21 protein-coding genes are annotated in these 18,472 nt (G+C 50.5%); 12 read left to right on the forward strand and 9 right to left on the reverse strand.

From position 1 onward, the window contains the following. Positions 1-9 precede the first annotated feature (9 nt). The 6 genes from O5O45_RS27865 (at position 10) to radC (ending at position 7,568) form a co-directional block, all read left to right on the forward strand. The gene (locus tag O5O45_RS27865; protein WP_305902569.1) at positions 10-567 is read left to right on the forward strand and encodes a hypothetical protein; all 558 of its coding nucleotides are present in this window, start codon (positions 10-12) and stop codon (positions 565-567) included. Positions 568-845: 278 nt separating this feature from the next. Further along, positions 846-3,914, forward strand: a complete 3,069-nt coding sequence (locus tag O5O45_RS27870; RefSeq protein WP_305902570.1) for a hypothetical protein — start codon at positions 846-848, stop codon at positions 3,912-3,914. A 12-nt stretch (positions 3,915-3,926) separates the two neighbouring features. Further along, positions 3,927-5,045 carry an AAA family ATPase gene (locus O5O45_RS27875; protein WP_305902571.1) on the forward strand — a complete coding sequence of 373 codons (1,119 nt, stop codon included), beginning with the start codon at positions 3,927-3,929 and terminating at the stop codon, positions 5,043-5,045. Between the two features lie 146 nt (positions 5,046-5,191). Continuing rightward, entirely contained in the window at positions 5,192-6,331 is a 1,140-nt protein-coding gene (locus O5O45_RS27880) for an ISAs1 family transposase (RefSeq protein WP_305902572.1), read from the forward strand. 18 nt (positions 6,332-6,349) lie between these two features. Further along, the gene (locus O5O45_RS27885) at positions 6,350-7,054 is read left to right on the forward strand and encodes a DUF4435 domain-containing protein (RefSeq protein ID WP_305906254.1); all 705 of its coding nucleotides are present in this window, start codon (positions 6,350-6,352) and stop codon (positions 7,052-7,054) included. Between the two features lie 73 nt (positions 7,055-7,127). Further along, a complete protein-coding gene (gene radC / locus O5O45_RS27890; RefSeq protein WP_305902573.1) occupies positions 7,128-7,568 on the forward strand; it encodes a RadC family protein in 441 nt (146 codons plus the stop codon). Between the two features lie 187 nt (positions 7,569-7,755). On the opposite strand, the gene O5O45_RS27895 is transcribed toward radC, so the two are convergent. Genes O5O45_RS27895 through O5O45_RS27905 form a run of 3 tightly spaced genes read right to left on the reverse strand, consistent with a single transcriptional unit; the run spans position 7,756 to position 8,873 of the window. Then, entirely contained in the window at positions 7,756-8,214 is a 459-nt protein-coding gene (locus tag O5O45_RS27895) for a hypothetical protein (RefSeq protein WP_305902574.1), read from the reverse strand. Then, entirely contained in the window at positions 8,208-8,696 is a 489-nt protein-coding gene (locus O5O45_RS27900) for a type II toxin-antitoxin system YafO family toxin (protein WP_279501359.1), read from the reverse strand. The genes O5O45_RS27895 and O5O45_RS27900 overlap by 7 nt, the downstream gene beginning before the upstream one ends. 18 nt (positions 8,697-8,714) lie before the next feature. Further along, positions 8,715-8,873 (reverse strand): profilin, encoded by a 159-nt coding sequence (locus tag O5O45_RS27905; RefSeq protein ID WP_305902575.1) that lies wholly within the window; start codon positions 8,871-8,873, stop codon positions 8,715-8,717. Positions 8,874-9,036: 163 nt separating this feature from the next. On the opposite strand from O5O45_RS27905, the gene O5O45_RS27910 reads away from it, so the two are divergent. Beyond that, a complete protein-coding gene (locus tag O5O45_RS27910) occupies positions 9,037-9,642 on the forward strand; it encodes a hypothetical protein (RefSeq protein WP_305902576.1) in 606 nt (201 codons plus the stop codon). Positions 9,643-9,883: 241 nt separating this feature from the next. Further along, on the forward strand, positions 9,884-11,278 hold the full coding sequence (locus O5O45_RS27915; RefSeq protein WP_305902577.1) for a tetratricopeptide repeat protein: 1,395 nt from the start codon (positions 9,884-9,886) through the stop codon (positions 11,276-11,278). A gap of 222 nt (positions 11,279-11,500) precedes the next feature. Here the strand turns inward: O5O45_RS27915 and O5O45_RS27920 are convergent, their stop codons facing one another. Genes O5O45_RS27920 through O5O45_RS27930 form a run of 3 tightly spaced genes read right to left on the reverse strand, consistent with a single transcriptional unit; the run spans position 11,501 to position 12,795 of the window. Further along, positions 11,501-12,067 carry a hypothetical protein gene (locus tag O5O45_RS27920; protein ID WP_305902578.1) on the reverse strand — a complete coding sequence of 189 codons (567 nt, stop codon included), beginning with the start codon at positions 12,065-12,067 and terminating at the stop codon, positions 11,501-11,503. Continuing rightward, positions 12,067-12,408, reverse strand: coding sequence for a hypothetical protein (locus O5O45_RS27925; protein WP_305902579.1), 342 nt, complete (start codon positions 12,406-12,408; stop codon positions 12,067-12,069). The genes O5O45_RS27920 and O5O45_RS27925 overlap by 1 nt, the downstream gene beginning before the upstream one ends. 6 nt (positions 12,409-12,414) lie before the next feature. After that, the gene (locus O5O45_RS27930) at positions 12,415-12,795 is read right to left on the reverse strand and encodes a hypothetical protein (protein WP_305902580.1); all 381 of its coding nucleotides are present in this window, start codon (positions 12,793-12,795) and stop codon (positions 12,415-12,417) included. Positions 12,796-13,151: 356 nt separating this feature from the next. Between O5O45_RS27930 and O5O45_RS27935 the strand changes: the two genes are divergently transcribed. Further along, complete coding sequence (locus tag O5O45_RS27935; protein WP_305902581.1) at positions 13,152-13,466, forward strand: hypothetical protein; 315 nt, start codon at positions 13,152-13,154, stop codon at positions 13,464-13,466. Between the two features lie 98 nt (positions 13,467-13,564). Then, the gene (locus O5O45_RS27940; RefSeq protein ID WP_305902582.1) at positions 13,565-14,485 is read left to right on the forward strand and encodes a leucine-rich repeat domain-containing protein; all 921 of its coding nucleotides are present in this window, start codon (positions 13,565-13,567) and stop codon (positions 14,483-14,485) included. Positions 14,486-14,532: 47 nt separating this feature from the next. Here O5O45_RS27940 and O5O45_RS27945 read toward each other — a convergent pair whose 3' ends face one another. Next, positions 14,533-15,009 (reverse strand): hypothetical protein, encoded by a 477-nt coding sequence (locus O5O45_RS27945; protein ID WP_305902583.1) that lies wholly within the window; start codon positions 15,007-15,009, stop codon positions 14,533-14,535. 268 nt (positions 15,010-15,277) lie between these two features. Between O5O45_RS27945 and O5O45_RS27950 the strand changes: the two genes are divergently transcribed. Further along, positions 15,278-15,934 carry an SGNH/GDSL hydrolase family protein gene (locus O5O45_RS27950; RefSeq protein WP_305902584.1) on the forward strand — a complete coding sequence of 219 codons (657 nt, stop codon included), beginning with the start codon at positions 15,278-15,280 and terminating at the stop codon, positions 15,932-15,934. Here the strand turns inward: O5O45_RS27950 and O5O45_RS27955 are convergent. Further along, complete coding sequence (locus tag O5O45_RS27955) at positions 15,873-16,706, reverse strand: MBL fold metallo-hydrolase (protein WP_305902585.1); 834 nt, start codon at positions 16,704-16,706, stop codon at positions 15,873-15,875. The genes O5O45_RS27950 and O5O45_RS27955 overlap by 62 nt on opposite strands. Positions 16,707-16,821: 115 nt before the next feature. Here O5O45_RS27955 and O5O45_RS27960 point away from each other — a divergent pair, with 115 nt between their 5' ends. Then, entirely contained in the window at positions 16,822-17,760 is a 939-nt protein-coding gene (locus O5O45_RS27960; RefSeq protein WP_305902586.1) for a GlxA family transcriptional regulator, read from the forward strand. Between the two features lie 21 nt (positions 17,761-17,781). On the opposite strand, the gene O5O45_RS27965 is transcribed toward O5O45_RS27960, so the two are convergent. Beyond that, complete coding sequence (locus tag O5O45_RS27965; protein ID WP_305902587.1) at positions 17,782-18,279, reverse strand: hypothetical protein; 498 nt, start codon at positions 18,277-18,279, stop codon at positions 17,782-17,784. Between the last annotated feature and the right edge of the window lie 193 nt (positions 18,280-18,472).

The raw sequence follows: 18,472 nt of genomic DNA on the forward strand, positions 1-18,472 counted from the left end.
AGAAAACTTATGCTGGAAGAAATTAAAGAAGCCAAAGAAAACGGAACCCTGGTCTCCATCGAGCGGGATGAAGTGGACGAGAACTGTCTGCAGGCGTTTGTGCTGGATTACTCCGACGAGCTGGTGCTGTTGCAGTACGTGTATGACTTCAACCTCGACGGTTTGATGGTGATTCGCATGGGCGACATTACTGATGTCTACATGGGCGCTATCAATATCCTACAGACGCAAATGCTGAAGGAAGAGGGGCTCTACGGGAAGGTTGAGTTCGACATCCAGTGCGACCTGAGCAACTGGCGCTCTACGCTGTCCACCCTGGGGCAGCGCTACGACTACTTGATTCTGGAAGACGAAAACCCTGAAGACCCCATGTTCCTGATGGGCAAACTGACGGAAGTGAGCGACGACAGCGTGTTCGTCAACGGCTTTGACGGTGAGGGGTTGTGGGACGACGAAGCGACGGAACTGGGCTATGACGAAATCACCGCCATGAAAGTCAACAACAACTACATAAATTTCTACAAACGGTATTTCGAAAGAAATCCGTCCGCTGTCGACTACGAATAAACGCCTTTCCAGGCCGTTCGCCGCGCATTTCCATCGCTCTGCGCGGCGGGGCCTCCCCACCTTCTCCCCGTTATCACCCGCCTTGCGTAATCTCAAACATGGTCTAAAACTTTTGTAATGTCAGGTCGCCGACATCCTGGAGGGGGGATGCATCGGATGAAGCGCGACTGACCCCGCAACGGCGCGTTGTCGGGATAAAAAGTGATTGCCATGGGTGCAAAGGAGCCGTGACGTTGGCGTTGACCGCCGCGTTGCGCTCACATAGCGAGGAGGTTGCTATGCGTAAGGATGTTCTGACCCTCGTCGGCGGCGTATCCGTCTGTTTGTCGGTGTTGCTCACCAGCTGTCGTACGCCGGAGTCGGGAGCCAACTCCCCGCCAAGGTCGCAATCCGCCAGTCAGTCCGACGGTCAACCCGCCGATCTCCCGTTACCCACCAGCATGCCTTTGCGGGACTACGAAAAAGTCCTCTACACTTGGCTACTGAAATTCGATTACAAAAAGCTCGGCTGGAAGCACGACAAGGGCGTGCGCGACACTGGCCCTTTCATCCGCAACGAATATTTCGGCACGCACCCCGCCGCACGCATCTTTTACTCGCCGGAGGTCATGCGCTGGCTGGAAGGCGGCCGTCAGGGCGATATTCCCGACGGCGCCATGATCGTCAAGGAGATGTACACCGCGCCCGGCGTGCTCTATCAGGATCTCGCCAAAGACCCCAAATATCAGGCCGACCCCGACGCTTATGAAGCCATGCTCGGCAAGCTGCTCACCGCCTGGTCGGTGATGGTGCGTGATAAAGCCGGCTCCAAGGACGGCTGGTTCTGGGCGGGACCCAGCGCGGCGGGAGAAGGGCAGACCATTGAGAAAGCAGTGGACAGCCAGTTGGATAATTACAGCCACGCGCCGTACTCCAGTTTCGGCGCGCCCTGCCTGCGCTGCCACGGTTCGGCGGAGAATATGTTCACCTTCAGCGCGCTGCGTAATGTTGAAGGTTTCTTGCCGGAAGAATATCCCCTGCGCTTTTTCGTCGACACGTCCTGGCGCAGTCCCGATCATCTGAGCAGTTACCCCCTGTCTTTGTTAAAAGACGATCCCTACGCCCAGTCGGTGTTCGAAATTCCTGAATTGCAACGCCCCTGGGAAGACTCTGAAGTACCCGGTCTGCAGGCCTTCCTCAGCCAGCATATGGGGCAGGCGGAGCTCTCCGCGCTGCCGATGAAGAACGAAGCCCTGCCTAATCCGAACAGCGCGTTCCTGAAGCAATTTCCGGAGTTAGCGCGCAGCGTCTATCTAAAGGTGAAACCTTTCCCGTCGCAGTGGGCCGACCATGTGGTTCCCGGTCCCGATGGCGCGGAAGCGTTCATCACCTCCAGTAACTGTCTGGGCTGTCATGGCGGTCTGGGCGGCTTGCCGTATGGCGTCACCATGTTCCTGCAGACCGGTCCTAATTACGGCGACGGCTTTAATGTCTCCGAGTACGGGGAGTGGCGTTGGTCGCCCATGGGGCTGGCCGGGCGCGACCCCATCTTCCACGCACAGCTGGAAAGTGAAATGGCTTATGTGGCGGCGGATGGGCTGATGACCCCGACGCCGTTGAAAGGCAGCGTCGCTGATACGCAAACCGCTATCACCAACACTTGCCTGAGTTGTCACGGCGCGATGGGACAGCGTCAGTTGGAAATCGACGCCGCGGTCGATCCGTCCCTCGATCCCAACTTCAAGGTGGATTACTTCTATCTCACTCAGGTGCTCTCCGCCGCTGAGCCGAAACCCGCGGACTACGCCTATCACAAGTATGGCGAGCTGGCGCGGGAGGGCATTAGCTGCGTGGTGTGTCATCACATCAACGAGCCTTCCGCCGAGCAGGTCGCGAGCTGGAATCCAAGCAATCCCGGCTGGCTGACGCCGTTGACGCCGAAAGAGCTGGCGTTTGGCCTGTTCCACAATTCCACCGGGCGCTTCGAGCGCGGACCGGATGATGAGTACTACGGTCCCTTCAAGGATGTGTCCACCCGCCCCATGGAAGACGTGCTGGGCGTGAAGCCGGTGCATAACGGCTTCATGAAAGACTCGCAGATGTGCGGAACTTGCCACACCATCAACCTGCCCAATATCGGCATGACCCAGAATCCCTACCCGGTGCTGGACGCCGCTGAAACCAATCCGGCATTCAAGGATTACGCTCACACCATTGAACAGGCCACTTTCCTGGAATGGCAGAACAGCGCCTTCGCCCAGGGTGAAAACGACCCCAACTCCGACTTCAAAAGCTGCCAGGGCTGCCATATGCCCGGCGGTTTCGAAACTCTGGACGGCAGTATCGACATCGATCAGCTCGTCACCCAGATCGCCACGATTCAGGACGCTAACTATCCGGCGGCGGAGCACACGCTGCCGCTGGAAGACATCGATATTCCCCTGCGTCCGGACTACAACCGTCATGAACATGTGGGCCTGAACGTATTCCTGCTGGAGATGTTCGATCAGTTCCCGGACATTCTCGGCGTGGATAAAACCGACTACATGACCGGCGCGGACAACGGCGTGGATCTGGCTATCGATAACATGATTTTGCAGGCGCAGAAGGAGACCGTGGATATCGACGTGAAAGTAGAGGGCGTCAGCAACGGCGTGCTCACCGCCAACGTCACCCTCACCAATAAAACCGGCCACCGCTTCCCCAGCGGCGTGGCCTTCCGCCGGGCCTTCCTGGAGTTTCTGGTGATGGACGGCGACAAAGTGGTGTGGGGCTCCGGCCGCACCAACTCCGTTGGCGTGATCGTGGACGGCAAAGGCATCCCCCTGAAAACCGAGTTCCTGCCCAGCCCGGACGCCTACCAGCCGCATTATCAGCTGATCACCCGTGAGAATCAGGTGCAGATCTACGAAGAGCTGAACCAGAACGCGCAACACGAATTCACCACCAGCTTCGTCCACCGCGTCTACAGCCCCAAAGACAACCGCCTGCTACCCAAAGGCTGGCGCGTCTCCACTGTATTCAAACCCGAAGGGCAGGTGATGGAGCAATTCATGGCCTCCACCGACCCCCACGGCGTCGGCGACGACCCGGACTACCAGGACCAGGGCCCCGGCTTCAAAGGCCAGGACGCGCTCACCTACAAAGTCACCCTGCCATCCGGCGTCAACACCGGCGCCCTCAGCGTAAAAGCCACCCTCTACTACCAATCCATCCCCCCCTACTGGCTAAAACAACGCTTCACCACCGCCCCCAACGGCGCGGCCACACAGCGTCTGTACTACATGGTCAGCAGACTGAACCTGGAAGGAACCCAAATGGAGAACTGGAAGTTGGTGTTGAAGAGTATGAAGGTTAGTGGGTTTTGATGAGGAGGATAAATGAAAATTAAATCTATAGAAGTTAATGGACTAAGCAATAAAATAGATGCAAGGTATAAATTCAATGATGATATTAATATTATTACAGGAGTTAATGGATCTGGAAAAACAACTTTGCTAAAGCTAATTTGGTACTTGATATCTGCAAATGTGGAGAGGGTTTCCCCAGAAATAAATTACGATTATGTTAGGCTTGAAACAACAGAGTATAGTCTTGAGTTAGAAAATAGAGAAGGAGCGGTGAAGTGGAATTTTTCTAATTCTAATGTTGATAAAAAGGGTAAGTTTTATGTGGCTGCAGAAGATATTGGAGAGCTTGGAGCTCAGGAAGTTAATAGTTTAGTTATAAGTCATGATGCAAACTCCTTATTCTTTCCAACATTCAGAAGGATAGAAGGAGGGTATTCTATGGCAAACACTAGAAGAATTAGAAGGCGAATTGGCAGCGATAGGTTTGTAACTGAAATAATAGATAGAGATGATATTCAAAGTGAATTGGAAACTGTATCTGAAAGGCTAAGCGTGAGAGGCCATAAGTTCGTCTGCTCAATATCTACGCATGATATAGTTAATCTGCTTACAAAAAGATATGCATTGATATCTGAGGGTTTGAATGAGCACTATAAAAATTTCAGTACATCTATAATAGATTCAATACAAAGCGCAAAATCAAAAGGTAAAGAAAGAGTTGAGATTGACTCCTTTGAAATACTTAACTCGATTCAGTCAAAGGCTGATGAAATAAATAGAAGAAGAGAGGAGCTATTAAAGCCTTTTGATGTGCTTTCAATTCTTACAGCTAAAATATTTAGGCATAAAGGCATTAGAATCAGGACAGTAACTCTGGGGCACTCTGTGGATGCAATCGACTCTGGGACTTTGTCTGCTGGAGAAAAACAGATGCTTAGTTTTCTTTGTTACAATGCCTTTTTTTCATCTTCAATAGTATTTATTGATGAGCCTGAGCTTAGTTTGCACCCGGATTGGCAAAGACGTTTATTTCCAACTTTGTTGAAGCAACAGCCATCCAATCAATTTATTGTTGCTACTCACTCTCCATTTATTTATGCAAAGTATGAGGATAAAGAAATAGTTGTAGATGAAAATAAGGGAGAGTGATTTAGTGAACAGAATTAGTATGAATATCGATGAAACTGTTGCCTATTTGAAAAGGACCTGGCTCCAGGCAAATCGCACTATGTGGTTGAATAGTAGGCAGTAAATTCATAGAGTACGCCTCTTTTTCTCCCCTAATAAGGACTGTTATGGGCTCTTCTTTAATTGACGGCGTTAAACACCATTTCTCCAGCCTTTCTGATCCTCGTCGAGAGACGCTCAATATGCGGCATAATTTCTATGATGTTCTCACCATCGCGCTCTGCGGGATCATCTGTGGGGCTGACGATTGGGTTACCATCACTCGGTTTGGCGACGCTAAAAAAGAGTGGTTTGAGTCTTTTCTGGAGCTGCCCAACGGCATTCCCTCCCACGACACCTTCAACAACATCTTTGCGAAGTTAGATCCCGAGGCGCTAGAGACAAGCTTTCTATCCTGGGCTTCGACGCTGGCGGAGCAGATTCCAGATGATCAGATCGCAATAGACGGCAAAACGTTACGGCGCTCATACGACCGATCCTCTTCCAAACCCGCCATTCATATGGTTAGCGCCTGGTCGACAGCGAACGAACTGGTGTTGGGACAGGTGAAAACTCAGGAGAAGTCCAATGAGATCACTGCTATTCCTAAACTGTTGAAGGCATTGTCATTAAAAGGAAGTCTCGTCACCTTGGACGCGATGGGATGCCAGCGGGAGATCGTGAAGCATATCCGTCACGCGGAAGCAGACTATTTAGTGGGTGTGAAGGAAAATCAGGCCTCATTACACGATGAGATTCACGACCGGTACGTGGACGCTGAGGCTAAAGGCTTCGGCGAGGATTTTGTCGACTTTGTATGCGAACCAGGGCGCGTTGAGGATGAGAAGCGGCGCTGCCGCGTTTCAACGAATCTGGAGGGTCTGGAAAAGCAACAAAGTCGCTGGCAAGACCTGAAGAGTTTCATCGTCGTAGAAACAGAGCGAATGGAGTCAGGACAAAGAACGCTGGAGCGCCGCTTGTATATTTCGAGTCGAGAAGGCGATGCGAGATATTTCCTGAATGCGACGCGAAAGCACTGGCACATAGAGAACAAACTGCATTGGGTGCTGGATGTAGCGTTTAAAGAGGATGACTCGCGGCATCGCATGGGACACAGCGCGGAGAATTTAGCGGTGTTGAGACATATGGCGTTGAATTTACTGAAGAATGAGAAGACGGACAAAGGAGGTATAAAAACTAAGAGGCTACGAGCAGGCTGGGATCATGGTTACTTAAAAAAAGTGCTATCGGGCCTGGCTACTTTGTAGCCACATAGTGCGATTTGCCTGACCTGGCTCCCGACTGTCCTTGTAGAAGGCGAAGATGACAAAACTGTATACAGGTATATTGAAGAAAAGTTTGGTGATTTAGATATCGACATACTTCCATGCTTCGGTAGAGATGCTCTATTGAAAGTATTCAAGAGAAAGGAAGAGTACGAGGGATCTAAAGTTGCTTTCGTTGCAGATAAGGATATGTGGTACTTTACAGGAATCCCAGAAGAGTATAAAGAGAACATAATATTTTCTTATGGCTACTCGATTGAGAACGACTTGTACGTCAGAGAGATTTTTGAAAAACTTCTTGAAAAAGAAGAAAAAGAATTATACATCGGGTTAATAAAAGAGCTTTCTAAATGGTTTGCTTTTGAGGTTGAAAGATATAGGAACACAGGCGAGTGTCTATGTGATATTCATGTAAATCAGGTTGTGCCTGATTTTGAATTAAATAAAGAATACTTGGAGAAGGTTGGGTTTTCAGAACCTGCAGAAAAGTTGATTGATGAGATTTTTGAAGAATACCATAAGGCTCTTCGAGGTAAAAATTTGTTTCAAGCATTACTCCGCTTTCTTAGTAAAAAAAAGCGTGCCTCAAAATACAGTCGTGAAAACTTATTTGAAATGGGAGCAAAAATGGAAAATGGAGTAATTAATAACCTATATGAAAAGCTAAAGGTTGCGTTATACGAAACAGATTCCAAGGCAGGTTAAACGTTCACATGTGAACCTCCTATTGAGGTAAATTTGCTCCAAACTGTTTTCCAGCCCCAATGGAGCAAATCAAATGAAGGGCAATCGCATTATCAAACAAGCACTGACCATCCTGGCCGCCCGCCTGCGCGAGCCCGGCGCAGTGATCGCCAGCCCCCGCTTCGCCTACGACTTCCTGAAACTGAATCTGGCTGAACTCCAGCACGAAGCTTTCGGCGTGCTGTTTCTGGATAACCAGCACCGCGTCATCGAATTCGATCTGATGTTCCGGGGCACCTACAACGAATCCACCGTCCACACCCGCGAAATCGCCAAAAAGGCGCTCTCACTCAACGCCGCCGCCGTTATCCTCGCCCACAACCACCCCTCCCAAAATGCCCGACCAAGCCAAAGAGACATCCGCCTCACCCGAGAAGTAAAACGCACCCTTGACCTATTGGAAGTACGAGTGCTGGACCATGTGATTATTGGAGGGATGGAGGAGTTTAGTTTTGTGGAGAATGGGATTTTGTAAGGGAGGGGGATTTGAGCTACTCCGAATGTTGGAAGGCGCTGCGCTTTTCCAACCTACGAAAATTCGGCGGCGTCAGTGATAGAGATGTTCTGTTAAGAATGCGTGGCGTGCGCCCAGGAAAGCAACTGGGCGTATGGCAATAACCGTAGGTTGGATAAGCGAAGCGCCATCCAACATTGTGCGTATGTTACTGGTTCTTATCTTCAAAAGGCAGGAGATCGGCGACTTTCGTTAAAAACTCATCCAAGGGAATATAAGCGTCGCAGTGCTCCAAAGGAACGCTCCATCCAAACTCCTCATCCCAGGTCATCACGTCGTACATATAGCGAAGGGCGGCAAGACAAGGATTTGTGCGATCTGGCTCGCCATATTGCCATTGGATAATGGCGTCTGGAACTTTAGAACCATCAGAAGGATCTAGAACACCAGTGAAGGCGCCTATGACTTCAGAAACGGGTATGAAGCCGACTACCTTGGCGATTTTGGAGTCGAAGGGCACCCAGTAACTATCTCCACTTGGATCAACCTGCCAAAAGAGAACATCATAAACAGTGCCTGCTGGATACTGGATGGCGGAGACATAATAAATACCGCCTTTTTCTGGAGCGCCCTGGCGCCAATTGACTTCACTATTTGAAGCTACCATAGCATTGTCTCTCCTTTATTTACCGCTCTTTCAAACTCATCAACCATTTCTTGAAGTCTGAATTTAGAATTTGTATTGAGCTGGCCATGCGCATCAAGCCAGAAATCCAGTATTCCAAATGCGCTTCTTTCTTTATGTGGAAGTTTATCTTCTGACCAAAGCGTGCAGTATACTAGGGCGTAATTGCTTGTCCAGTCTACTTGTTTGTTAACGTTGTATCTTCTTGTCGCCTTCAGATGCGAGGGAGAGCCTTTTTCTAGAATATGTGCGTGGTATGTATCTTCTAGCTTAAGAGGATCTTTGTCATAAGGAACATCTCTCCCGATAAGATATCTAATGTTTATATAGTTATTTGTGTCATTGAATTTTAAGTTTTCTTTCTTGTACTCGATAAAATCCCTTATTAAGTCTTGAAGCTCTGGAATTGCTTGGAACTGGCTTTTTATCTGTGGACTAAGCCAAACCTTTTTAGCCTTACTCATCAACTGCTTCCCTGCGGTTTAGTAAACAATCATGGTCCACTTGTGTCCATTTATCTCTGCATCCTTTCTTGCTCTTTCGAATGCATCAGCGACTTTCTTTATATTTTCAGGGGTCGGCTTAAAACGAGGTACGTAAGCTGGCTTGTTTGGGGTTTCGTTTTTTGTCTTGTCGGTCATAGTGACTAATCCTTTAAGCGTGTGTAAGATGATTTTGAAATGCGAAATTCATATCTATTTTGACAACGATTTTTGATTATCTTGTGTGTGTCGAATGATGTATAGAAAGCTGGCTTGGTTTAATGTTAAAAATGATTAACTTTGATGGTAGGCATATAATTCTGTGAAGTTTTGGGTGGAAGGCATAAATGTGGCTATATATCGCATTGTTCATGAGGAATCCTATCTAACTTTCGTGATTCCCACGGGCGAAGTCCTGAAAAAGCTGGGTCGTGAATACCCGTTTCACATCAAGCGTTTTCCTGTGCCTTACAGCGCTATTTGGAAACCGTTAAGTATCCGATTTAAAGCGACAGACAGCGGCGTTGAAACTATCCCAGATATAGCAGCCAGAAACGGTCGACTTTTCTTTAATGAAAAGGCGTACAACACATTGAGCGGCCTTTTAGCCGAAGTAGGGGAGTTTTTACCGGTTAACTTCGATGAATCCCACGGTTACCTGTTCAACCCTTTGCGAACAGCGGAAGAAGTGGATGGCGTGGATCGGCGTTTGACGGCGTACGATGCAAATCAAAATTTGGTAAACATCGCCTTTGACGAGTCCAAGGTTGGCGGCTTTCCTATATTCCGAACGGAACTGGATACCTTCCAGGGCATATTTTGTAATGAAGCCTTCGCTGAGGCATACAAACACTCAGAACTAACCGGAATTTTTCTCCATTCGGACTTATCCAATCCGCTTGGCGAGAGCTACGGCGTAAAGCATTGATGCTCTGAACCCCAGTCACCGTAGGTTGGATGAGCGAAGCGCCATCCAACAGTTCTTCTTACTTGTCGCGATACGTTTTTCGCCTTCCGGTGATGCCTGTTTGTTTCTCTCCACGACGGACTTTAGGCGTTGTTATCGCTATATTCCTTTCGGGAAGACGCTCGGATAACATCACAGCGTTTCTCCATTTTCCGGAACCTGATCTCCCTTCACTCAACGAGTAATACTTTTACAACCTCATATGAAAAAACATTATTTGGCCGGACTGCTGTGTGGATTACTGATAAGTGGCGCCGGCGGGCGTTCCGCCCTCGCTGCAACGTCGGAAGAGTTGTTCAACAGCGGGCAGTATGAAGAATTTTTTTCTCAGGCTCATGAGGCGGCGGCCAAGGGCGACGCAGACGCTCTGTTTTTGCTTGGTAAAGCTTACGACCTGGGAAAAGGCGTTAAGGAGGACCGCGAGCAGGCTCGTGTTTTTTATCAACAGGCTCGGGAGAAAGGTTCTGCGCGGGCCAGCCATAACCTGGGCGCAATGGAGATCGACGCCGGGCGACCCAAGGCCGCTATCCCGCTTTTGCAGGAAGCGTTGGAGCGGGGGTTGAAGATGCCTACCTACATTAACCTCGCGATTGCGTATAACGAGCCCGATCCTACCTCTGTGTTCGCCGTGGCGGGCGTGCTTCCCAACATTCTCAAGTCCGGCGATTACTACGCCCAGGCGTATGAATCGGCGCCGGACGCAGGATATGACTTCGAAGCCTCCCGGCAATATGTGCGCGCTTACCAGATGTCCAGGCATCTATTGCCGGGAGAGCGTGATGGTTTTGACTCGTCCGCCATGAGAAAGCAGGCGGTGGAGTGGCTGCAGAAGGGGATGGACAGAGGTCTTAGACAGGCATGGACCAACTACGGCGTGCTAATGCTTGATGAGAAAAACTACGCGGAAGCCCAATCCGCCTTCAGCAAAAGCGCAGCGCAGGACGAGCCGGTGGCCCACTATCATCTGGCCCGCATTGCGGAAATGGGATGGGGTCAGGAAGAGCGCGACAGAAAGCAGGCGTTGGTTCATTACGAGAAAGCCGCCCTGTTAGGGTTAGAAGCGGCCCGCCAACCCGCCAAAAGCCTGTTGGAAGAAGAACTCAGATACGAAACCGACATAGATAAGCTGGAACAAGGCCTCAAACGGCTGGAGGCCCTACGCAAGCCGGATGATTATAACTACATATCGCTGAACTCGCCTGAAGCCCGCTTGATGTGGGGGAAATTTTTGCGTGATCAAAAACGAAAAGCTCAGCCTCTCCCCGCGCTGCCGATCGTTCTAAAGGCCTGCGGCTTGGGATTCAGTCAGCCTTATGGAGAGCAATTTAACATCGGAGAAAATTCGAGCTGGCGTTTGGAAGCGCACAACGCACTAGGCGAAGTCGAACCGCTTTCTTTCAGCGGTTTAGTGAACGCCGAGGGCTGCGCGGAACTGGGCCAGGAAATGCCGGCGAATGTGCGCGCTTTACTCAACGAGGGGGCGGTGCTAGCGCTCAGATTCCCCAACTACTCGTTGCCTCTGCAGTGGAAAGAAGAAGCAAAAAATATCCTCCTCGACATGCAACCCATCGGCGCTCCACTGCCAAGCGGGATTTAACTACTAAGCCGCTGACATTGCTCTATCCTGAAAACGCCCTGAACCTCTTCGATAGGCAGGGCGTTTTTCTTTATTTGGGCTTATCCAATCTGCTAGGCGAGCACTACAGCGTCAAGCATTGTTGCACCGAATCTCAGTCACCGTAGGTTGGATAAGCAAAGCGCCATCCAACAGCGCCCCAGAGCCATCACTTCATACCTCACGAATATCAACTGAGCAGGCTTAATCAGCTCCGCCAATGCCCATATAAAAGCTCAGGCTTGATTGCAGGATGTTGCTCTCTTTATTCGGCAAAAAGGAAACGCTGTATTCGACAAAATCGTCGAAGGTGAGTGGTTCTTGAGGCAACCCAAGTGAGAGAGGCTTTTGACCATCAAAAGCGTTTTTCTCCAACTCGGATGTCACTATGCTGCTCAGCGAGGGTGAATAGGTTGGCGTGAGCTGAGCGTATTGAGCGTGCTTTTCGATGATTTGCCCAATGGACTTGCTTGTGGGGGCTGGATTCTGACTGGAGAAAGCATAACTGACCTCAAAGTTATACATGTCACAGTATTTGTGCTCAATAACGGCGATATCGCCATTTTTATATACGAGATAAAGCTTTTTTATAAATTCATCGCTTTTTCTGTCTCGTTCTGTGCTCCAGTGTGAAAGCGCCACGCTGTTATCTGTTACGGGCGCCTCCTGAACAAATGACGCTTTATAGCTGCACTGGGCTTCTTCCGCACAAAAAGCGACAGGCGTAATAAGCATGAGAACAGAAAAACTAATGGCTTTCATTAATGTCATTATCTTGTCTTTATATCAAACTCATTTAAGTAGTGAAGGAGCTTCCCAAATAAGCCTGCCTGGATTTCAAAGAACTCGCTTTCATGAGCCTCATCATACTTGGGATGGCCATCACTCCAGTAGGGATACTTCAACTCCGCCTTCATATGCTCAACTATCGCTACATTTGCAAGCGCTTGAGCTTCCTCACGGGTAAGCCTAATCGCAGTCATAGTGTCAGCCGTTTCCATATCACTGGGTGAGGGCTTGTTTAGAATACGCGTCACTTCAGGATAGTTTTCGCTTTCGGCAATGGCTTTTACTTGTGCAATGAGTTCGTCGGGAAGAAACACGGTTTTCATGGCTGTTTAACTCTGATAAATGTACTCAGATGAAAGGTGAAAATCATTATCATCTCTCTCTGAGTCGTCCAAGGCATGTTCGCTAGTGCTCCAGGCATAGAAAGATTTCTTCTGCTCTAACACTTCTGCTGAAATCAATGCGATTGTTCTATTTTCTTCGGTAGGCTCGGAAAATTTTTTAGGATGATATTGCTCACACTTCCATATCGCTATAACTTCCATTTTATTCTCGCTTAAATACGCATCGAAGTTGTCTAGGGCTTCTCTTATGGTAGAACCGGGAACTATTGCAACTCCGACTAGAAAGTCAGATCCATCAAAGTTTAATGGGGACATTGCATCTAAAGATGCTCTATGGTGAAAGATCCAGGCAGATACAGGGCTCATAAATACCTCATTCAGTTGATAACAAGCAGCTTGTACTACTCTAATGCCTAATAGATGAGCAATGAGCTCGAAGGAAGAAAAATACTGCGCTCATAAACAGGTGGCGCCTTGTAATATTTTCGGAGCCCATCGCATCGATATTCATTGGGCTTAGCATAAATGGAAAGTCCTATTATGTTGTCTTTAAAATACAATGTATAGAAAGCCAGCTTGTTAACTATTTGGTAATTTCTTATCGAGTGTTTGTGTGGATATATTATTGAAGTGTTTAAATCTACGGGTGATGAAAAGAGATGGCTAGTCATGTTTGGTGAAATTAATAGATTGATTGCCTGAAGAAATAATAAGGATGAAGCATGGCCTTAAAGACAGCGACTTTATATGCATGGCTGATTTTTATCTCGTTTTGTATTGTGACCATTAGTATCGATTACATCATGAGAGTAGCTAGCGACGATTTTTATACCGGCGGACTGTCGAAAACGCTATGGACTACAATCCCAATTTTGGGCGGACTGATCAGTCTTTCTATACTGGTTAGTGGAGCTAAAAACATAAGAAAAAACTGGCGAAAGATCTGCTTAATTTTCTTAAATGCTCTTTGCGGTGCGCTGCTCTACTTCGTCGTTGTTTTTCTTTATGTCATTGAGCTTGGTATTGACTCACTGTAGAAGCGTGGCGAACATTGCCTTAATAAGTCAGAGGGGCGCCAGAAGGAGTTACTGAATGGTTACCTCGGTGAGAGACCCAATGTCATGGAAACCAAAGAGTGAATAACAGGATTATTTCAATAAACAACGAAAAGCTGGATTCGTTTCCCGCTATTGAGGATTACGCTTCTCTTCGTGAGCTGTCATTGAACGGCAATCGCATCAGCGCTATTCCGCAGGATATCGGGAGCGCGAAAGGGCTGAAAAAATTCAGCATCTTCGATAACCAGATCGCGGAGATTGCGTCTGAAATCTGGAGTCTGACTCAGCTTGAAGATTTGAATGTCAGTAAAAATCAGTTAGCCGCGATTTCCAGTGAGATTGGCAGTCTGAGCAAGTTGAAGATTATCGATATCGCGCATAACAGATTGAGCGAGATTCCGGGTTCGATTGCCAACTGTCGTGACGTGGCGTTTTTATACGCCAGCAACAACAAGATTGCTGCGCTGCCCACTGCTCTGACGCGTTTGGATAAGCTGCTTTACCTTAATCTGAGCGATAATCCGCTGGCGGCGCTGCCGGAGGATTTCAGTTTTGAGTCACTGGTGGAGTTCAGGCTGTATAACAGCGGTCTTGCCGCGTTGCCGGATTCCTTCTTTCTGTCTCGAACGCTGAAAGAAGTGTACCTCCAGAACAATCGTTTAACTGAACTGCCGAAGACGATTGGCCGCTCAATCAAGCTGCGTAAGTTATTCCTGGAGGGCAATCAGATTAAGGCGTTGCCTGATGAAATCGGGGGCTGTGCGTCGTTGGAAGAACTCGATTTGCGCAACAACCCGGTTGAGCGCCTGCCAGACTCCATCGGCGAACTGAAACAACTGCGTCTGTTGGATCTCAGAAAAAATCGTCTGGAAACGCTGCCGGAGTCGATCCTGTCGTTGGAGAATCTCTGCAAACTGGACCTGCGTTGGTCTGAGCGGCTGCAAGCGCCGGAATGGCTCGACGAACTCAGAGCACGAGGCTGTCTGGTTTACTGCTAATGCGTGTTCTCCAGAACGTTTGCTTTGACGACATTGATTATCGTGACTTAAGGCCGACAGCAGGTCTTGCGGGTTAACGGCATATATCTGGCGGCTGCGTTCAGAAATGTATCCAGCGGGATATGGCCGCGGCAGTGGGCGATGGGCGTACTCCAGCCGAATTCTTCTTCCCAGGTCAGGATATCGTAGGAGCCTGGGGCGGCGGCGATCTGGGGCGCTTTGGCGTCTGGTTCGCCGTCGCGCCAGGCCAATATGGAGTCGTCGGCTTGGTAGTTTTCATCGATGTAGTAGGCGCCGGTCAGGTAGAGCAAGGCGTCTTTGACGGGCATGTAGCCCACCACGTCTGCGGTGGGGGAATCAAAGCCGTTCCAACATCGTGTCTTGCCGCCCTGGCGGTCATAAGCGCGGTACATGGCGTCATAAACCAGCCCCGCCGGATAGGCTATCGCCACCAGATAGAGGAGACCGACTTTACACTCTGATCCAGATAGCCACATGGGCTTAGCAATCGTCGGCGATGTCATTAAATTTCACTTTTTCCTGTTCTACTTTCCCGGCGTATACTCGGGGTGAAGCGGTTCGCTTTGCGCGGAAAATTATCTATGTTGAGGGCGCAGATGTATAGAAAGCCGGCTTGGTGATGGGCGGTTAATTCTGAGAAATCCGCTGCATCCGCGCGGGGTAAATCCTTCTCCCGCTGGTTAAACCGGGAATAGTGGGCTATCTGTTTTAGCAGAGAAGAAGGAAAAGACTTTTAGTAGTGGGCATCTGAGAGACGAGTTGAGCAGGGTTATGGCTAAAGCAAGCGCGATAAATACGCCGGTGCATATTGTTCTGGTCGGCGACTCCATTTTTGATAACGCATCCTACGTCGATGAAGGCGATTCCGTTGTTGAGCTGCTTCAGGCGACGATGGACGATCAAGTGAAGGTAACTCTGATCGCGGTGGACGGCAGCGTCACCACGGATGTGTCAGAGCAGCTGGTGGATTTTCCCGACGACGCTTCTCACGTCATCGTGAGCTGTGGCGGCAATGACGCCCTGAGCGTGATTAATATTCTGGACGCCCGCGTCAACACCGTCGGCGCAGCCATGCGCGCAATGGACCGGGAGCGCGACGCGTTTCGCTCCAACTACAGCAACATGTTGGAAGCCTTGCTGGAAAGAAGCCCGAATCTGGTGGTTTGCACCGTTTACAACAATATCCCCGGACTGGGGACGGAAGCGGTGGCCGGGTTGGCTCTGTTCAATGAAATCATTCTGGAGGAAGCCATCGCCAGACGGCTTCCCATTATCGATCTGCGCAACCTTTGCCAGGACGTGGAAGATTACTCCGCTACGTCACCCATTGAACCCTCCGCCCAGGGCGGGAAGAAAATCGCCAAGGTTATTCAGCGGGTTGTGGCGCTGCATGCGTTTGGGACGGGCGAGACTCGCGTCTATGTTTGATATCGGCGCGCCAGCTTTCCCCGTCCTCCAGAATAACCAGTTGGTCCTGTAATCCCTCGCGCTCCCGTCGCGCCCGCAGCTCTGCGCGAGTGACCGGACAGTGATCCAACGCCTCCAGATGGTTGGCCAGCACGACTCCGCCGCTGAGCGCGCACATCCTGCTCACGTCGTCCGCGCCCATAATAATCTCCCCACCCAAATCAAATTGCGCGCCGCCGGCGGGCATGACGATCACGTCGGGGCGATAGGTTTCGACCGCCCGTTCGATGACATCGGTGAAAATCGAATCGCCGATAATGTAGAGCGTTGGCTGGCCGGGAAACGCCATCACATAGCCGAATCCATGGGCCATAAAGCGGCCGACCAGACCTTCGCCGTGAACGCAGGGAATCGGCGTGATCCGTCCGCCCAGAAACGCCTGACGGGACTGATCCTGGATTGGCTGGACAACCAAGCCTTTGTTTTTCAGGTACGCCGCATCCTGCTGCATGCAAAACACAGGGATGCGCCGTTCTCTTAGCCACTTCACTCCCGCCCGGTCAAGATGATCGAAATGCCCTTTTTGACAGTGGGTGATCAGGCAGTGGGTGACTTTCTCCAGGATTTCCGGCGCGGTTGGCGGCAGGCCCACCAGCGGGTTTCTGCGTCGAGTGCGGGTGGCGTACTTCAGCGACGGAATCGCGCCCTGCGGCGCCAGCATGGGGTCCACCAAAATGGCCATCTCGTTTATTTCCACGAGGAGAGTGGCGTTGCGCAACTGTGTGATGATCATGTCCGGGCTCCGGCTGTCTGTTAGCGTTGGACTCATTGTAGGGAGTCCAGACAACGGCTAGCATGTCTATCCAAGACATAAAACATACATTTTTGGACAGAGTGGCGAGACCATTATGAATATCGGTTTGCTTTTATATCCCGGATGCATTGCGTCAGGATTGCTTGCGTTGGCGGATATCTTCAAAGCGGTAAATCTGCGTTTGCATAAGCCACAGTTCGAGGTGAACTGGCTGACCCTGTCCGGTGAGATGTTTGAAGTGGGGAATGGCGTCAGCATCGCCACCAACAAATTGAGCGACGCGAATCTGGGCGCGTTGGTCGTACCCGGCGCCTGGCGGGATGCGACCACGGTGGTGACGGCGCAGGATAACGCGCTGGTGGCGGCGCTGAGCAAGCTGCCTGATCAGGTGACCTTATTAAGTTATTGCACGGGCGTATGCCTGGTTGCAGAAGCGGGCAAGCTGACCGGGCAGGCTGCAACCACCACATGGTGGCTGGCGGAGACCGCCGCAGACCGGTTTCCCAGTGTGCGCTGGAAACCGGCGTCCACGGTGGTGATGAACGCTCGCAACGCCACCGCGGCGGGCGTTAACGGTTATCTACCGCTCGGCATGGCGTTGATTGAGCAGCATTGCGGTCGCAGGGTGGCGGAGGAAATACAGAAGTACATGGTGCTGCCCCGGTTCAAGGAGCGTCACACCCCATTTCAGGGGATTCCCGGCCTGCTGCAACAAGGGCCTTTCATGCGCGCGGTCGCGTTATGGGTGGAGCAATGTCCCGCCGTGGCGCTGACCACGGAGGCGTTGGCCGATCACCTCAACTTATCCAGCCGCACCCTGGCGCGACGGATAAAACGGGAAACCGGCTACAGCAGCGGCCAGCTCATGCGGTTGATCAAACATAACCAAGTCAGCGACGAACTCATCGCCACCAGCAAGTCCATCTACCGGATCAGCGATGAGCTGGGCTTCGCCGACGACGCCACCCTGCGTCGCAGTTTCAAACAACTCACCGGCGTTACCCCAAGCGAATACCGACAGCGGTTTGAATAACCGTTTTCAGAAGATGCGCTATTATTCCGCCGGTCCAGTTTGCGCGAGATCATCCTGATAATCCGCAAGAATATGCTGGTCCAGCAGCTCCAGCCTGACCTTCAACGCCTGCGCGTATTCAGGCGTCGGCGGCGCATTCACCGGAATCAGATTCTGCACCGACTCGCCTTGCTCCACCGCCGCCACCCATTCCTCCATGGCTCCGATATAGCCATCCAGGGCGCAGGCGGCATTGGGCGCGTCTTCCGTGGTGATATACGCGGTTGGCAAATCGCCGGAAATCACCCATACCCACTCATCTACCTCCGGCCGCGCCGGGCGAATCTGAAAAAGAAACACCCCCAGAATGCCCGGCGTATACATGCCGATATAAGACTGCAAAACCTCCTCACACCAATTGTAAAAAGCGAGCTCATCTCCTGCGGCGCGCAGAAGCTCGGAAAAATCGTCTTTATCCTGTGAAAGCGTTTTTAAGTAAGCGGAGGTTTCCACCACCTTACTCATATCGACATAGTGCAAGTCAGACTCCTGATAAGCTGTCCCATTAAAATCAGCGCCTTTATGCCAAAGTTATTCGAACAGGGAAAGAGCCATCGACTGGCCTCAAGCGAAAAGAAGCGAATAAATCGGGACATAAAACCCCCCGTTCGCCCTGAGCCCGTCGAAGGGCCTCCCAGAGCGTCAACGAACCCACAGCAAAGACTAATCCAAT

It is taken from the genome of Hahella sp. HNIBRBA332 (genome assembly GCF_030719035.1).
Taxonomy (GTDB): domain Bacteria; phylum Pseudomonadota; class Gammaproteobacteria; order Pseudomonadales; family Oleiphilaceae; genus Hahella.

Coding starts and splice junctions, on each gene's coding strand:
- O5O45_RS27865 (WP_305902569.1), top strand. CDS start 10: ATGCTGGAAGAAATTAAAGAAGCCAAAGAAAACGGAACCCTGGTCTCC.
- O5O45_RS27870 (WP_305902570.1), top strand. CDS start 846: ATGCGTAAGGATGTTCTGACCCTCGTCGGCGGCGTATCCGTCTGTTTG.
- O5O45_RS27875 (WP_305902571.1), top strand. CDS start 3,927: ATGAAAATTAAATCTATAGAAGTTAATGGACTAAGCAATAAAATAGAT.
- O5O45_RS27880 (WP_305902572.1), top strand. CDS start 5,192: ATGGGCTCTTCTTTAATTGACGGCGTTAAACACCATTTCTCCAGCCTT.
- radC (WP_305902573.1), top strand. CDS start 7,128: ATGAAGGGCAATCGCATTATCAAACAAGCACTGACCATCCTGGCCGCC.
- O5O45_RS27895 (WP_305902574.1), bottom strand. CDS start 8,214: ATGGTAGCTTCAAATAGTGAAGTCAATTGGCGCCAGGGCGCTCCAGAA.
- O5O45_RS27900 (WP_279501359.1), bottom strand. CDS start 8,696: ATGAGTAAGGCTAAAAAGGTTTGGCTTAGTCCACAGATAAAAAGCCAG.
- O5O45_RS27905 (WP_305902575.1), bottom strand. CDS start 8,873: ATGACCGACAAGACAAAAAACGAAACCCCAAACAAGCCAGCTTACGTA.
- O5O45_RS27915 (WP_305902577.1), top strand. CDS start 9,884: ATGAAAAAACATTATTTGGCCGGACTGCTGTGTGGATTACTGATAAGT.
- O5O45_RS27920 (WP_305902578.1), bottom strand. CDS start 12,067: ATGACATTAATGAAAGCCATTAGTTTTTCTGTTCTCATGCTTATTACG.
- O5O45_RS27925 (WP_305902579.1), bottom strand. CDS start 12,408: ATGAAAACCGTGTTTCTTCCCGACGAACTCATTGCACAAGTAAAAGCC.
- O5O45_RS27930 (WP_305902580.1), bottom strand. CDS start 12,795: ATGAGCCCTGTATCTGCCTGGATCTTTCACCATAGAGCATCTTTAGAT.
- O5O45_RS27935 (WP_305902581.1), top strand. CDS start 13,152: ATGGCCTTAAAGACAGCGACTTTATATGCATGGCTGATTTTTATCTCG.
- O5O45_RS27945 (WP_305902583.1), bottom strand. CDS start 15,009: ATGACATCGCCGACGATTGCTAAGCCCATGTGGCTATCTGGATCAGAG.
- O5O45_RS27950 (WP_305902584.1), top strand. CDS start 15,278: ATGGCTAAAGCAAGCGCGATAAATACGCCGGTGCATATTGTTCTGGTC.
- O5O45_RS27955 (WP_305902585.1), bottom strand. CDS start 16,706: ATGATCATCACACAGTTGCGCAACGCCACTCTCCTCGTGGAAATAAAC.
- O5O45_RS27960 (WP_305902586.1), top strand. CDS start 16,822: ATGAATATCGGTTTGCTTTTATATCCCGGATGCATTGCGTCAGGATTG.